At 41.7% G+C, this 14,849-nt stretch carries 20 protein-coding genes; 18 read left to right on the forward strand and 2 right to left on the reverse strand.

Annotation, left to right across the window (positions count from 1 at the left end; translation table 11 throughout):
• The first annotated feature begins 11 nt into the window (after positions 1-11).
• From JU57_RS08130 to JU57_RS08200, 15 genes are all read left to right on the forward strand, one after another.
• Positions 12-500, forward strand: a complete 489-nt coding sequence (locus tag JU57_RS08130; protein WP_037959440.1) for a DUF3972 domain-containing protein — start codon at positions 12-14, stop codon at positions 498-500.
• 36 nt (positions 501-536) lie between these two features.
• Positions 537-1,394, forward strand: a complete 858-nt coding sequence (gene glyQ, locus JU57_RS08135; protein WP_037959443.1) for a glycine--tRNA ligase subunit alpha — start codon at positions 537-539, stop codon at positions 1,392-1,394.
• Entirely contained in the window at positions 1,394-2,113 is a 720-nt protein-coding gene (locus JU57_RS08140; protein ID WP_037959447.1) for a Nif3-like dinuclear metal center hexameric protein, read from the forward strand. Before glyQ ends, JU57_RS08140 begins: the two co-directional genes overlap by 1 nt.
• A gap of 14 nt (positions 2,114-2,127) precedes the next feature.
• Positions 2,128-2,850: a zinc ribbon domain-containing protein gene (locus tag JU57_RS08145; protein WP_037959449.1), complete on the forward strand. Its 723-nt coding sequence runs from the start codon at positions 2,128-2,130 to the stop codon at positions 2,848-2,850.
• A gap of 3 nt (positions 2,851-2,853) precedes the next feature.
• Positions 2,854-4,005, forward strand: a complete 1,152-nt coding sequence (waaA, locus tag JU57_RS08150) for a lipid IV(A) 3-deoxy-D-manno-octulosonic acid transferase (RefSeq protein ID WP_037959452.1) — start codon at positions 2,854-2,856, stop codon at positions 4,003-4,005.
• Position 4,006: 1 nt separating this feature from the next.
• Positions 4,007-4,735, forward strand: a complete 729-nt coding sequence (locus JU57_RS08155; RefSeq protein ID WP_037959455.1) for an RluA family pseudouridine synthase — start codon at positions 4,007-4,009, stop codon at positions 4,733-4,735.
• Positions 4,736-5,011: 276 nt separating this feature from the next.
• On the forward strand, positions 5,012-6,352 hold the full coding sequence (gene ffh / locus JU57_RS08160; protein ID WP_037959457.1) for a signal recognition particle protein: 1,341 nt from the start codon (positions 5,012-5,014) through the stop codon (positions 6,350-6,352).
• An 85-nt stretch (positions 6,353-6,437) separates the two neighbouring features.
• Entirely contained in the window at positions 6,438-6,668 is a 231-nt protein-coding gene (rpsP, locus tag JU57_RS08165) for a 30S ribosomal protein S16 (RefSeq protein WP_037959460.1), read from the forward strand.
• A gap of 2 nt (positions 6,669-6,670) precedes the next feature.
• A complete protein-coding gene (locus tag JU57_RS08170) occupies positions 6,671-6,916 on the forward strand; it encodes a KH domain-containing protein (protein WP_037959462.1) in 246 nt (81 codons plus the stop codon).
• On the forward strand, positions 6,909-7,448 hold the full coding sequence (gene rimM, locus JU57_RS08175) for a ribosome maturation factor RimM (protein WP_037959465.1): 540 nt from the start codon (positions 6,909-6,911) through the stop codon (positions 7,446-7,448). The genes JU57_RS08170 and rimM overlap by 8 nt, the downstream gene beginning before the upstream one ends.
• Positions 7,448-8,140 carry a tRNA (guanosine(37)-N1)-methyltransferase TrmD gene (trmD, locus tag JU57_RS08180; protein ID WP_037959468.1) on the forward strand — a complete coding sequence of 231 codons (693 nt, stop codon included), beginning with the start codon at positions 7,448-7,450 and terminating at the stop codon, positions 8,138-8,140. Before rimM ends, trmD begins: the two co-directional genes overlap by 1 nt.
• Before the next feature lie 21 nt (positions 8,141-8,161).
• A complete protein-coding gene (gene rplS, locus JU57_RS08185; protein ID WP_037959469.1) occupies positions 8,162-8,518 on the forward strand; it encodes a 50S ribosomal protein L19 in 357 nt (118 codons plus the stop codon).
• Positions 8,519-8,596: 78 nt separating this feature from the next.
• Positions 8,597-9,457 (forward strand): ARMT1-like domain-containing protein, encoded by an 861-nt coding sequence (locus tag JU57_RS08190; protein WP_037959472.1) that lies wholly within the window; start codon positions 8,597-8,599, stop codon positions 9,455-9,457.
• Positions 9,458-9,643: 186 nt separating this feature from the next.
• A complete protein-coding gene (locus JU57_RS08195) occupies positions 9,644-10,339 on the forward strand; it encodes a DUF4198 domain-containing protein (RefSeq protein WP_037959474.1) in 696 nt (231 codons plus the stop codon).
• Positions 10,340-10,780: a hypothetical protein gene (locus JU57_RS08200; protein WP_037959477.1), complete on the forward strand. Its 441-nt coding sequence runs from the start codon at positions 10,340-10,342 to the stop codon at positions 10,778-10,780. It abuts the gene before it with no gap.
• Positions 10,781-10,883: 103 nt separating this feature from the next.
• Here the strand turns inward: JU57_RS08200 and JU57_RS08205 are convergent, their stop codons facing one another.
• Complete coding sequence (locus tag JU57_RS08205; RefSeq protein WP_037959480.1) at positions 10,884-12,044, reverse strand: PLP-dependent aminotransferase family protein; 1,161 nt, start codon at positions 12,042-12,044, stop codon at positions 10,884-10,886.
• Positions 12,045-12,146: 102 nt separating this feature from the next.
• On the opposite strand from JU57_RS08205, the gene JU57_RS08210 reads away from it, so the two are divergent.
• The 3 genes from JU57_RS08210 to bioD all read left to right on the forward strand — a co-directional run bounded on the left by JU57_RS08210 (position 12,147) and on the right by bioD (position 14,273).
• A complete protein-coding gene (locus JU57_RS08210) occupies positions 12,147-13,010 on the forward strand; it encodes an AraC family transcriptional regulator (RefSeq protein WP_037959483.1) in 864 nt (287 codons plus the stop codon).
• 94 nt (positions 13,011-13,104) lie between these two features.
• Positions 13,105-13,527, forward strand: coding sequence for a hypothetical protein (locus JU57_RS08215; protein ID WP_037959485.1), 423 nt, complete (start codon positions 13,105-13,107; stop codon positions 13,525-13,527).
• A gap of 71 nt (positions 13,528-13,598) precedes the next feature.
• Positions 13,599-14,273: a dethiobiotin synthase gene (gene bioD, locus JU57_RS08220; RefSeq protein WP_037959488.1), complete on the forward strand. Its 675-nt coding sequence runs from the start codon at positions 13,599-13,601 to the stop codon at positions 14,271-14,273.
• On the opposite strand, the gene JU57_RS13760 is transcribed toward bioD, so the two are convergent.
• A complete protein-coding gene (locus JU57_RS13760) occupies positions 14,235-14,756 on the reverse strand; it encodes a glycine zipper 2TM domain-containing protein (protein WP_051906727.1) in 522 nt (173 codons plus the stop codon). The genes bioD and JU57_RS13760 overlap by 39 nt on opposite strands.
• Positions 14,757-14,849 lie beyond the last annotated feature (93 nt).

A 14,849-nucleotide genomic window follows, 5' to 3' on the forward strand; every position in this document is an offset into this window, starting at 1 on the left:
GGGGCACCACAATGAGCAGTTGGATGGAAATTGAAGAGTTTAGCGGGTTGATGAATTTGGATATTTCTGCCATCAGGTCATTGATTGATGAGGGGAAACTGATCAGCAAAGAAGAAGAGGGGCAGTGCTTTGTAGAAATAAGCCGTAGTGCGCAAGCGCTCATTCCTGCGACCAAAGGCATTGTGCTTGATGATGCGTATGAAGGCTCTTCAGTAAGTCTAAGCTCTGAATTTGTGGAAAAAACGGTCGGGGCTATTTTAAGCCTGCATGAAAAAGTGTTGGATGCCAAAGAGGAGACACTCGATGCACTCAAAGGTGAAAACCGCTTTTTAAAAGAGGCACTTTTTTCGATGCAAGAGCTTTTTGATGAAGATCGTAAAACGATTGATACCCTGACCAAACAGCTTGGAGTGCTACAAGACGAGCTTGAATTTACCAAACGAAAATACAAAATGATGTGGAATAAAGCCGTTGATGGCTATACACCACCTTCACAATAATCTTTACATGTAAACAAATAAAGAAGGAAAGAAATAGTGCTTACATTCAGTCAAATGCTTTTAAACCTCCAAACTTTTTGGCAAGATCAAGGCTGTACGATTGTTCAACCTTACGATATGCCTGCAGGGGCTGGAACCTTTCATAATGCAACGTTTTTACGAAGCTTGAGTAACAAATCGTGGGCAACGGCGTATGTAGCTCCTAGCCGCAGACCCACCGATGGAAGGTACGGCGAAAATCCAAACCGTTTGGGAAGTTATTATCAGTTTCAAGTGCTCATCAAGCCAAGTCCTGACAACATTCAAGAGCTTTACCTTAAAAGCCTTGAAATGCTAGGACTGAACATCAAAAAACACGATATTCGTTTCGTCGAAGACAACTGGGAATCGCCAACGCTTGGTGCGTGGGGACTTGGTTGGGAAGTGTGGTTGGATGGTATGGAAGTCACGCAGTTTACCTATTTTCAACAAGTCGGAGGCATTCCTTGCAGTCCTGTTCCGGTTGAAATTACGTATGGTGTTGAGCGTTTGGCGATGTATTTGCAAGAGAAAGAGTCGGTCTTTGATTTGGTGTGGAACGAAAACCAATTTGGCGTGACAACGTACGGTGATGTGCACAAACAGAGCGAATATGAGTTTAGTAAATACAACTTTGAAATCGCTAATGTTTCCATGCTGTTTGATCAATTTGAAAACGCGCAAGTCGAGTGCAAACGCTGCCTTGAAGAGAATTTACCACTGCCTGCGTATGACTACTGTTTGATGGCGTCGCATACGTTTAACGTACTGGATGCGCGCAAAGCGATCTCGGTGACGCAACGTCAAAACTACATTTTAAAAATTCGTGAACTTGCCAAAGGGTGCGCTGTTAAATATAAAGAGGTCGTGGGCTAATGACATTAAGGGCACTGTACGATTATTTAGACACGCTAAGCCCTTTTGCTACGCAAGCAAGTTGGGACAACAGCGGTCTTCTCATCGGAAGACGTGAAGATGAGGTGGATCAAATCTACTTAAGCCTTGATGTAGACAGTGCGCTTTTGGAAGAGGTGCGCGAGCATTCGCTCATCATCACGCATCATCCATTGATTTTTAGCGGTCTTAAACAGCTTGATTTTGCGAAATATCCTTCCAATCTGATTCAAATCATGGTGCAAAAAAAGATTAGCTTAATAGCGATGCACACGAACTTTGACCTTTCACACCTGAATGCGTTTGTAGCGTCTAAATTAGGCTTTGAAATCACGCAAAGCAGAGAGTTTGTAGCCTACTGTGATGTGAACCAGAGTTTGGATGATTTGGCGTTACATGTAAAGCATGTTTTAGGCATTGAAAATCTGCGAATCGTGCGAGCGAAAGAGTGGATTGGGCGGTGTGCGATTACGACAGGATCAGGCGGAGATCTCATCTCCAAAATCGATGCGGATTGTTTCTTAAGTGGCGATCTAAAGTATCATCAAGCGATGGAAGCCAAAGAGAATAATCTCTCATTAATCGACATAGGGCACTTTGAGTCGGAGCGCTATTTCCCAGAGTGTTTAGCCCAATATTTGAAAAATTTGCCATTAAAGGCTATAATGTCAAATTCTAAAAATCCGTTTGAGTATAAATAGAGGACAAAACCAATATGAATAAGTATTTAGAGCAGTTAATTGAGCTTTCCAAGTTAGACAAAGAGATCGACGATTTTGGTCCACGTATCACCAAAGTTGAGAAAATGTTGAAGCTTTCTTTAGACAAAGAGAGAGATTTAAAACTCCAAGCAGAGTCTTTTCAAGCGGACATTGCAGACGCTAAACTCAAAAAAGCAAAAAATGAAGCACACCTTGCAGAATTGTCTGCAAAACTTAAAGATCTTACGAAAAAAAGTGCTTTGGTCAAAACGGCTAAAGAGATTAAAGCCCTTCAACTTGAAGAGGAAATTTCAAAAGAACAGTGTGATTTTGCCAATGATGAAATCAACCGCTTAGAGAAAATGATTGATCTTAAACAGACTAATATTTCAGGATTACAAGAGAAAATTGCAGAGGCGGTTAAAGAAGCCGAAGAGATTAAAGCTTCCATTGATTCTCAGATCCAAGCAATTGAAGAAGAGCGCAGAAATGTGTATCAATCCAAAGATGAACTTGTTTTACAAATGAGTCAAAAAATCTTAACGTTTTACCAAAAAATTCGTAAATGGGCGGAGAACACAACCGTTGTTCCTGTGAAAAAACAGGCATGTTACGGTTGTTTTATGCGCATGAATGACAAAACATATGCGAGCGTTTTAAAACAAGATGACATTGTGACATGCCCACATTGTGGTCGTATTTTATACAAAGAGATCGAAGAGGAAGTACAGGCGTAAGCTTTGAACTTTTTGTACTACGTTTTGGCAACGCTTCTTTATCTCTTAGCGTTGCCGTATTTACTGTTCCTTCGCTTTAAGCCTAAGTACAAAGATTCGATTTCCGCACGCTTTTTTTTGAAAAACACCCCCTCTTTTTCAGAAGATGGCATTTGGTTTCATGCGTGCTCTTTTGGTGAAGTTCGCTCCCTTAGCCCTTTGATAGAAAAAATCGATCCATCCTCCCTTCGCCTGAGCGTGATCACCCAAACAGGGTTTCATGAAGCATGCAAACATGCCAAGGCGGAGGTTCGCTATCTGCCTTTTGAGATTTTTTTACCGTTTTGGATACGCAAGCAGAAGGTATTGATCGTCATGGAAGCGGAGCTTTGGCCTTTGTTGTTTAGTGTTGCCAAAGCCAAAGGAATGCGAACGGTGTTATTGAACGCTCGAATATCCGATAATTCTTATGCTTCGTATCAGCGTTTTGCGTGGGTGTATCGTTGGATTTTGAGCCATATCGATCTTGTTTTGGCACAAAGTGAGCAAGATGCCCAAAGGCTTCAGTCTTTAGGTGCGAAGTCGGTTCACGTCAGTGGTAATATCAAAATGTTTGGTACCTATACGCTAAGTCATCTCTACCCCAAAGCTGAGGGTAAACGTGTCGTGGTTGTGGCAAGTACGCATGAGGGCGAAGAGGCTTTGATTTTATCGCAGGTGACACTCTTCCCCAATGATCAGCTTATTGTGGTTCCAAGGCATCCTGAACGATTTTCAAACGTGAGTCTGTTTTTAAGTGAATATGCTCACCGTTTGGGCAAAACGTATGCGTGTTTATCGAAGCAGTCTACGTTGGATGCCGATGTTGTTTTGTGCGATAAAATGGGTGAACTCATTAATCTCTATGCGATTGCAGATATTGTGATTTTGGGAGGCTCTTTTGTGGAAGGCGTGGGCGGGCATAATCCGCTGGAACCTGCTTTTTTTGGCGTCAAACTCATTAGTGGAGCGTCTATTTTCAATCAGAAAGTGCTTTTTGAAGCGGTTGAAAATAGCATTACATGTAACATTGAAGATCTCAAAAACATTTTTGATAGTATCGAGGATTATCCCAAGAGTACTATCTCTCATCGCAGTGACATTGCGCCACTGTTAGAGCAAATATTAGGAAGTTAAAATGGAAAAAGCTTATAAATTATTAGCCTTACAAGAAGGCATCTCAAACCGTGCTGCCAAAGATTTGATCGATCGTGGCGTGGTGTACGCTGCGGGTAAAAAAGTCAGCGTTGCACGTGGTGAGCTCAGTTCAAGTACAAAATTTAAAGTTGAAAAAATTGCACCGATCAAAGTCATTTTTGAAGATGAATTTATTATGGCAGTGGATAAGCCCGCGTTTATGACCTCTGAAGAGGTTGCAGAGATCAAAAAATTGCCTCTTTTGCACAGACTTGATCGTGAAACCAGTGGGGTTTTGCTCTTAACCAAAGACGATGAATTTCGCCAAAAAGCGGTTGCCGCGTTTAAAAAGCGTGAAGTGCACAAAGAGTATTTAGCCATTGTGGAAGCAAAAATCGTGGAAGCCGTGGAGATTAATGCCCCCATTATGACGATTAAAAAAGGCAATACTGCCTACAGTAAGATCAGTAGCGAAGGAAAAGAGGCGATCAGCCATGTTGAGCCTTTGATGTTTGAGGGAAAACGCTCCAAAATCAAAGTGCGCATCGAAACAGGCAGAACGCATCAAATCAGGGTGCATCTTAAAAGCATTGGAGCTTCTATCTTGGGTGATACCGAATACGGCGGACGCCCCTTTAAGCGTTTGATGCTCCATGCGTCTAAAATCATGCTTCTTGGGTATATTTTCCAAACGAAAGAACCTGAAGATTTTATTAAATTTAGTCAATGATCTACAAAAAATATTAAAGCTTTTATTCCCATAAAATGGGCGATTGTAACTATTTTTACGTTTAAAAATGGTCTGTATAATTTAAGGTTTAATTTAGTTTAAAGTATTTGTTTTGTAAAATTGCGTTTCTTTGTTAAACGTGGAAATGTGAATAGCGTTTTAAGCACCATGGGTGCGTGGGCTTGCGCCGAGCAAAACTCAGTGTTAACGTAGTTTTTAAAGCTTTGCTTTAAAAGCGTGTGAGGAATTCTAATAGAATAAAAAAAGGATAAGTTTGTGCTTGAGGTTTTAACCGATTCGTTTCGTTCAGCGATCAATAAAATACGTTTTAGTGATGATGAAAAATCTTTAAAAAGTGCTCTAGAGAACCTTAAAAAAGCGCTTCTCAAAGCCGATGTTCACCATAAAATCGTACGTGATTTACTGCGTAATGTTGAACTTGAGACAAAAGCAAAAGGCATTGGACAAGTCAATTTTTTACGTTCTTTAAAAACACATTTAACCACAATTTTAACCGTTCCAGGACATCAAGGGTTCGTTTTTGCTTCCAAGCCTCCCACCACCGTGTTGATGGTCGGTTTGCAAGGAAGTGGTAAAACAACCACAACGGTCAAATTAGCCAATTATCTTAAACTTAAACAAAAAAAAGTGTTAGTCGTTGCGTGTGACCTTCAGCGTTTAGCAGCCGTTGAGCAATTGCGCCAACTCTGTTCTGCCAATGAGATCGATCTTTACTTTGAAGATGCAACCACAAATCCAGTCAATATCGCTAAAAATGCGATGAAAAAAGCGAAAGAGGGTTTGTACGATGTCGTCTTAGTCGATACGGCAGGTCGTTTAGCGATTGATGCTGAGCTGATGGATCAGTTAGAGGCGATTAAAAAAGAGCTCTCTCCTGATGAGATCTTTTACGTAGCTGATTCTATGACGGGACAAGATGCTGTTAAGAGTGCGGTGACGTTTCATGAAAAAATCAGATTGAGTGGTGTCATTTTAAGTAAATTTGATGGCGATGGTAAGGGTGGTGTTGCTCTTGGTATTGCAGAGCAAACAAGTGTCCCACTTCGATTTATCGGCGTGGGTGAAAAAGTTGCGGATTTAGAGCATTTTATACCAGAACGAATTGTCAGTCGTTTGATGGGCGAGGGCGATCTTGAAACCTTGGCCGAAAAAACCAGTGGCATCATGAATGAAAAACAAGCCAAAGCAATGACCCAAAAGATCAAAAAAGGGCAGTTTAACTTTAATGACTTTTTAGAGCAGATGGAGCAGATGAAAAAGCTTGGAAGTATGAAATCACTCATTGGGATGATTCCAGGACTTTCACAAATGGCGGGACAACTCAAAGATGTCGATATGGAAAACTCGGTTGAGATGAAACGTATTAAAGCGATGATCGGTTCTATGACCAAAAAAGAGCGAGAAGATCCAGAATTACTCAATAACAGTCGAAAAAGACGCATTGCCGAAGGCTCAGGTCTTTCGCAAGTCGAGGTTAATCGCTTCTTAAAGCAGTTTGGCAATGCGGCGAAGATGGCGAAGAAATTCTCAGGTAAAAAGGGAATGCAAGATCTTCAAAATATGCTCTCACAAAGCAAACACGCACACCTTCGTTAAGGTGTGACGGTTTAGCTTTACATGTAAGCTTACATGTAAAGCTAAGTTGTAAAAAACTATAAACAAATTCAAGGAGACCATAAAAATGGCAACAGTTGTAAGATTAACACGAATGGGTAGAAATAAAACTCCATTTTACAGAATCGTCGTAACAGACAGCAGAAAAAAACGTGACGGTGGATCAATCGAGACAATCGGTTATTACAATCCATTAACAGAACCACAAGTGATCAAATTTGATGCTGAGAGACTTGCTTACTGGAAAAGCGTTGGCGCAAAGATGAGTGACAGGGTTGCTAAAATTACGAGCAAATAATCATGATTGACAAATTTCTCGAAGAGTTTGCCAAACTTTTGGTAGACAATCCAGCCGGTGTCCGCGTTGAGCGAAGCGATGTTGATGGAACATTTTGCGAAGTTGTCATCTATGCCGATAAAATTGATACGGGTAAGTTGATTGGGAAAGATGGCAAAATGATCAATTCACTCAAGACGCTTATCTCTGGATGTAAAGCCAAAGATGGCATCTCGTATCGAGTGACTGTCAAAGCTAACGATGAATAACCCATCTTCTCTCATCGAAGTCGCTCAAATCGGGCGACTCGTGGGCTTAAAAGGTGAGCTTAAACTTCACCTTCAATGTGACTTTCCCGAACAGTTTAAAAAAGGCAAAACGTTTACGACCCAAAAGGGTGAGACGCTTGAAGTCTTTTCGTTTCATCAAACGCGTGGGCTTATCTCGTTTGTTGGGTATCAAAGCAGGGAAGCGGCCGCTAAATTGGTCAATACTTTTTTGCTAACAACACAGGAAAATTCCATCAGTGAGTGTGCACTTCAAGAGGGCGAATTCTTTTGGTTTGATCTGATGGATGCCACTGTAATTGATGAGGATGGTACCGCTCTAGGCGTTGTGGATGAGATAGAGCGTATTGCTGCGACGGATTATCTGGTCATCAAAACCGATGAGGCATTGGTGAAAAAAGGGCTTGCTAAAACGTTTTATTTGCCCTACATTGAACGTTATATTATCACGTTTGACAAAGCCAAAAAAGAGGTTCTAAGCAAAGATGGTTTAGGAATTTTGGAGAACTCTTAATGCGATTTTCCTATGTGACGCTCTTTGAAGGGTTGATCGCTTCGTATTTTGAAGATTCCATTTTAAAACGTGCCATTGCCAAAGAGCTTTTGAGTGTTGAGTTTTTTAATCCACGTGATTATACGCTGAACAAACATGGTAAAGTCGATGACTATCAAGCCAGTGGCGGAGCAGGACTCGTGTTTTTTCCTCAACCGCTGTTTGATCTTTTACGTTCCATCAAACACGCATCCCCTGAAGCGTATATTATTTTCCCGACGCCCTCAGGAAAACTGTTTACGCAAAACGATGCGAAACGACTCGCCAAGAAAAAACATCTGGTTTTTGTGAGTGGTCGTTATGAGGGAATTGATGAGCGTGTGATTGAAACATTTGCCGATGAGCTTTTTTGCATAGGCGATTATGTGTTAACGGGAGGCGAACTTCCGAGTCTTGTGATGAGTGATGCGATCAGTCGCAACATCAAAGGCGTTCTTGGAAACGAAGATTCTTTAAGTATGGAGAGTTTTGAGAGCCCGCTACTAGAGGCACCGTGTTTCTCAAAACCGCCGATTTATGAAAATAAATCTGTGCCCTCAGAGTTTTTAAAGGGAAACCACGCTAAAATCACAAGCTTAAAAAATAAAATGTCTGAATCTAAGACAAAATATTTCAGACCCGATCTGTTTTCTCGCTTTAACGCGAAGCATTAGAATGAACAAAAAGGATACTAAATGAGAAATAAATATATTGAAGCTTTTGAAGCAGCACAGATTTCTGAGAAAAATGTTCCCGCTTTTAGAGCAGGTGATACCCTAAGAGTTGCTGTAAAAATTAAAGAAGGCGATAAACAACGTGTTCAAAATTTTGAAGGTATTTGTATTGCAAGACGAGGGTCTGGTACAGGCGAGACTTTCATGGTCAGAAAAATCGGTGCAAACAGTGTTGGTGTTGAGAGAATCTTCCCAATCTATTCTGATAGCATTGATGAGATCGTTGTTCTTAGACGTGGTGTTGTAAGACGTGCGAAACTCTTCTACCTTAGAGATAGACGCGGTAAAGCTGCAAAAATTAGAGAACTTAGAAAATAATACTTTTTTGGCAGTAACACGAATGGTGGTACTGCCTTTTCTTCTTATTCCTTCCTCAAATCTTTCTAAAAGAATCGTATGAAAATTCAAGAGCGTTGTTTAACCTGTATTTATGACCAGACTAAACGCGTGTGTGAACTTTTACATGTAAACGATGAACAAACACTTTTGATTGATGCCCTTGCCCATCAGCAGATCAAAAACTTCGATATGAATCAAAATCCTCCCCTCAATGCAGCCCCTTTGTACGAAGCCATGGCAGCACTTTTAGCGGTCGATGATCTTTACGCGGATTTCAAAAAAGCTTCCTCCGAAAAAGCTAAAGCCTTTCTTCCTTTGTGTGAAGCAAAAATCAATGCGAGTGCGAATACCCTTTTTGAAGCGACCAAAACAGCGGTGGCAGGCAATGTGATCGACCTTGCGGCGGTGATGCTGTACGATCTTGAAGAGGAGCTGGAGAAGATTTACCATACTCCTTTTGCGATTGATGATTTTAAAGTGCTTGAAGTGCAACTTGCAAAGACAAAAACCTTGGTCTACTTGGCCGATAATGCAGGCGAAGAGATCTTTGATAAACTCTATATTCAAACGATTAAAAAACGCTATCCAAACATTGAAGTTTACTATTTTGTGCGTGGGCGACCGATCATCAATGATCTTACATGTAAAGACGCTTTGGCTTCAGCAATGGACGAAGTTGCGGTGATTGTTGATAGCGGTGTTCCGACTCCGGGGCTTGTGTTGGAGCTGATGAATGAAGAGGCTCGCGCTATTTTTGAAAAAGCGGAGTGTATTATCGCCAAGGGTATGGGTAATTATGAATGTTTAGGCGAGATTCAAGGACTTCCGATTTTCTTTCTTTTTAAAGTGAAATGCGACGTTGTTGCTCAAGCGGTAGGTGCAAAACTAGGAAGCATCATCTGCAAACAAGGTATTTAGTTTCTCGCACTCTTCTTTTTTCGTCATGTAAATCATCATTTTATCATCATCTTCTCTGCAAAAGAGCCTATCCCCACTTCTAGATAATACTTATTTACATAATTTATTAAGCATCTCTATTATATGATTTTATTTAAATAAATATTATTTATAAATACTTTTTTAAATTTCTTCTAAGGAGTAAATGTGAAAGTTTTTTCGTTAGCCCTTGCGAGTCTATTGACCGCCAGTGTCTGTTTTGCCCATCAAATTGTGGCATCTAAAAAGGATAATAGCTACGAGGCAATGTATTGGAACCATGAAGCTTTTGAACCGTATGCCAAAGAGCAACTCAAAGGTGTTAAAGCGTTTGGCGTCAATGGCAAATCGATCTCGGCTGGAATTGATTACAGTGGGGCTGTACCTAAGATTTTAACCGATGGTGATGTGGGGATGATGAGTTTTTCCTTTGATGCGGGGCATTGGGTTAAAGGAACCAAAGGGTTTGAACATGTGAGTGCCAACCAAGTCAAAGGCGTCGTTTTTGGAACGCTTAAAAGCCATAAATTTAGCAAAACACTCTTTAATTGGAATGAAGCGTTTAGCAAGCCTGTCGGTCTTTATATGGAGATGGTTCCGCTTGTGAATCCTCTGGCGCTTAAAGTGGGCGATACTTTTCCAGTGCTTGTTCTTAAAGAGGGAATTCCTCTAGCGAACGCTGGTTTTGAGAGTAGTGATGAGGAAGAACCGAGTTATAAAACCGATGCGTATGGCATTGCGCAGATTCCTGTGAAGAAAAAAGGGCTCTTTATTGTGGCAGCAAAATATTATGCGCAACAATATGCAGATCCGTCTGTCGATGCTGTGACGATTCAAAGCAGTCTTTCGTTTACGGTGAAGTAGATGCGACTTCTTTGGATACTTCTTTGTCTTTTGTCGACATCGCTCTTTGCACACAGTGTTGAACACTCTTTTAAAGAAGGTGTGATGGCTGTGCAACTGCTCTTAGGTTCTGAGCCTGCTTCATTTGCGCCGTACACACTTTATGCGCCCAATGCGAGTTTGCCGTTTCAAGAGGGGCAGAGTGATAAAAATGGGATTGTCGCTTTTGTACCTGATCGTGCAGGGATGTGGAAACTCGTTGCAACACCCGGAAGTAATCATGGTGGGCATCTCTTTAACATTAGCTTTGAAGTGGATGAAAATCATGTGATGGTCTGGGAGTCTGCGCCACTGTTTACCAAGTACGCGCAAATTATCTCAGGGATCAGTTTAATTGTGGGATTTTTTGGATTGCTTTTGGCATGGAAAGCACGTTTACATGTAAAGAAAGAGAGAGGCTAATACCTCTCTTCGCTTTACTCTTGACACGCTTTTAAAGCAAAGCTTTAAAAACTACGTTAACACTAGGTAATCTTTGGCAGAAAGCCCACGCACCCTTGGTGCTCTAGACTTCTTGATACGCCGCGTACAGTTTTTTTACACCCTCTTCGATCTGTTCGAGGCTTGAGTTGGTGTAGTTGAGTCTTCCATAAGAGGTGATGCGTTTATCGGCAAAAAAGACGCTTCCCGGAACGAATGCGACCTCTTTTTTGATGGCGAGGTCAAAAAGCTTCATACTATCGGTACACTTTTTAAAGTTCACCCAGATAAACATACCGCCTTCTGGTACGACAAATTCGATGCTATCGCCAAAATATTTATGTAGTGCGTTTACCATCGCATCGCGTTTAGGGCGGTAGTATTCGATCAATATTTTGGTATGCTCTTGCAACTCACCGCTTTGCATCATTTTGGCGCAGATGTGTTGGAAAAACTTTGAGTTTTGAAGATCCGTACTCTCTTTGGAGAGCGTTAACGCGCTGATAATTTCTTGAGGAGCCTTCATCCAACCGATGCGAAAATCAGGGGCGAGTGTTTTGGAAAACGTTCCAAGCGCAATGGTCAGTTCTGGGAGCAAATCTGCAAAGGCAGTGGTTTGAACCCCATCGTAACGAAGCGCTTCATACGGACTGTCTTCAAGTAAAATGACGTTGTACTTTTGAGCCAAACGTGCCACTTCGTGACGATTCTCTAACGTATACGAGTAGCCTGTTGGGTTTTGAAAAATAGGAATCGTATAGAAAAATTTGGGTGAATGTTCTCTAAATAAAACTTCCAAGACTTCCGTATCAACGCCTTTTGAGCTCAGAGGTGCTGCTTTGATGGTTGCATTGTACATATGAAACAGACCAAGGGCGGCTAGGTAGCTTGGGTCTTCGACGACGATGCAATCTTGCTCATCTAAAAAGGTTTTACAGACCAAATCCAGCCCTTGTTGAGAGCCGTTGGTGAGCATAATTTGCGCGGAAGTGGTGTTGATGTATTTCTTCGCAATCTCCACTTTGAGGGCTTCAACGCCCGAAGCATTGCTGTATTGGAACAGACGGTTGTCTTCGGTTTCAAAGAGTTTTTTGGCATGTTTTTCAATGTTCTCTCGTGGGAAGAGCGCTGCATCAGGAAGTCCGCCTGCAAACGAGATGATGGAGCTTTGCGCCGTTAGGTCTAAAATGGTACGGGTAAATGAACGTGACGCCGTGGTGACACGTTTTGCAAATTTGGTTTGCATCCTTAAGCCTTTGTTAAAATGTATCGTATTATAGCGCTTCTTTGAAGGCTCTGCCATCTAAAATGAGGGATTAGCTTTGTCCATTTGTGCTATAATTGTGGCATGAAACACAAAACCAATACGAAAAATGACCATATTGAGCGTGTCAATGAGGTGCTTTTTTACATTCATGGCGATATTGCTAAAAACTTTGCTGTTGAGGAGCTCTCCTCATTGGTCGCGATGTCGCCGTTTCATTTTAACCGCATTTTTAAGGAGCAGACCAAAGAGAGTGTGCATGCGTACATAAAACGTGTCAAGCTGGAACATGCTGCTAATTTGTTGCTGTTTAACCCCGATGCGACGATCACACACATTATGTACGAGGTGGGTTTTAGCTCCAATGCTTCGTTTTCGCAAGCCTTTAAAGAGAACTTTGGTGTGACCCCAACGAAGTGGCGTGAAGTCGATCGTGCCAATGAAAATAGGGACTATACATTTGCGAATACCCCTTTACATGTAAAGATTGGCTCGATGCCCAGTTTTGATGTGGCATATGTGCGGCACAAAGGGTATGATCGTAGCATTAAGATGGCATGGTTGAAACTTCAAGCATGGGCGCTTCACGAAGGTATTGATTTTGCACAGCAAAAGATGATCGGTCTGCACCACAGCAATCCTCGTTTTGTGGAATCATCCCAGTGCCATTATGTCGCCTGTTTAGAGCTTCCATCGCACCAAAAATTTTACCGAAGCGGTGAAGTGGGTGTGATGCGCATTCCTCCTACGTTTTGTGCGGTTTTTTCACTGCAAGGCAAATACGGTGATTTGAAAAAATATATGGATGTGATTTACCACGAGTGGTTGCCAAAAAGTGTGTATGAAAAAGCGGCACTTCCTTCGTTTGCCTTGTACCGCAAAAACCATTTTATCGAAGCTGATGAGCTGTTTGATCTGGACTTTTGTGTGCCCGTACGATTTAAATAGTATAAATTATGATTAATGATTTCTTTTAAGCAACCCCCAAACAAACGAAAGTTACAATCTTCACATATCACGAAAATGAGACAAGGAGTTTGTTATGGATGCACTGTTTTTAATCGTTCCGCTTGGCGTTGCCTTGAATTTATTCGCCTTCCTTTTCTTTGAAAAAAAGGCTATCGCGTCTAAGAAGCTTAAGGAATCGAAAGGGTTGCCACCTCCAAGTGTGGAAGATTTTTACGAGAAGTTTCAACGCTATGAGACACTCACGAATGTTATCGGGTATTTTATAACGGCGTATGTAATCTCCTTAGCCCTTGCGAGCATTAAGTACGACCCTTCGTATGAGCTGACGCATGCACTCTCCTACATTTTTGCTACAACGTTTATTGGAACGCTGATTATCTTTGGAATGAAGCTTAAAAAAAGCATTCTTGTGCAAGTTTTTGCAACGTTTTTATTTGGAGCACCGCACATTGTCGCAGCTTCTCTTGGTTTTTTAACGCGTTATCTCATAGGCTAAGCCTTCACTAGGACACTATACGTGTGTCCTAGTCCATTTTTGCTATACTAACGCAAAAAAAGAAGTTTTCTATGAAATATCCTCCCATTTTTATTACTGCTACCAATACCGATGTGGGTAAAACCTACACCACCCTCAAACTGCTTGAGGCACTCAGTGCCAAAGGGCTCAAAGTTGGTGTTATGAAGCCGATTGAAACGGGTGTGGTGACACATCCTTTGGATGCCACACTGCTTTTTGAAACAGCCAAACGGTACCATCCTGCCCTAGAAGCGTTAAAACTTCGCGATATTGTTCCCTATCAATTTGAGCTCCCTGCGGCTCCTTATGTGGCAAAAGGGCGTAAAAAAGTGAGTTTAGAATTGTTGGAGAGTGCGTATGCCAAGATCGAAGCCTTGTGTGATATTGTCCTAATTGAAGGGGCAGGTGGGCTGTTAGTGCCGATTGAGGAAGATCTTTACATGTACGATTTTATTCGCCTGTTTAATGCCAAAACACTGCTCGTTGGACACGACCAACTCGGGTGTATCAACGATATTTTGCTCAATCTGCATCTGTTAGATGGCTTGGGTGTGGATGATTATGAGTGGTGTGTTAATTTTAAAGGGGATCGAAGTTCTTTTGATGAAACCACCCTGCCATTTTTTAAAAAAGTGTTTGGCAGAGTGCTTTCAGTCCAAGACGATATAGATGAAATTTTAAAAAGTTTAGTAAGTTACCATGACGTTCAAACGGATAAACTCTAAGGGTTTGTCCGAATACTTAACAATCGTTTGACCTTTATAGTTCGCTGTGTTGCGATACCCCATAAATTGTTCCATACTTTTCTCTTCATAACGAGTCGCACAACGTCTCTCTATGCGATACCCAGGAGGTGGCGGTGTGCTCGTTGCATTTTCTGCGAGGTTTTTACCCACCAATGTTCCCACGATAGCTCCACCAACGGTTGCTGCCGTGTTGCCTCTGCCGCCACCGACTTGATGCCCTAAAACACCGCCTGCAACACCACCGATGAGCGCACCCGCTACGCCGCTGCCATCATTGGACGGTTGTGGAGCATAATGCACTTCAACTTGCTCATCCCAACACTCTTGGTAGGGGACCCGAGAGTTGACCATACGGTACTCTGGTTTACTGGTTATAACGCGTACCTCTTCAGTTAGATTGAGCGTCTCCGCATAAAGGAGAGAACCCAAAAATAGAAGGGACGCATAAAAGATTTTTTTCATGTTGACTCCTTATTTGCGAATTGTAGCACATGCAATTGAACGAAGTGTTAACGAAACTTACAGTCAAAATTTGTTATTATTTTCGCAAAATCA

Source organism: Sulfurospirillum sp. SCADC (genome assembly GCF_000743525.1).
Classification (GTDB): domain Bacteria; phylum Campylobacterota; class Campylobacteria; order Campylobacterales; family Sulfurospirillaceae; genus Sulfurospirillum.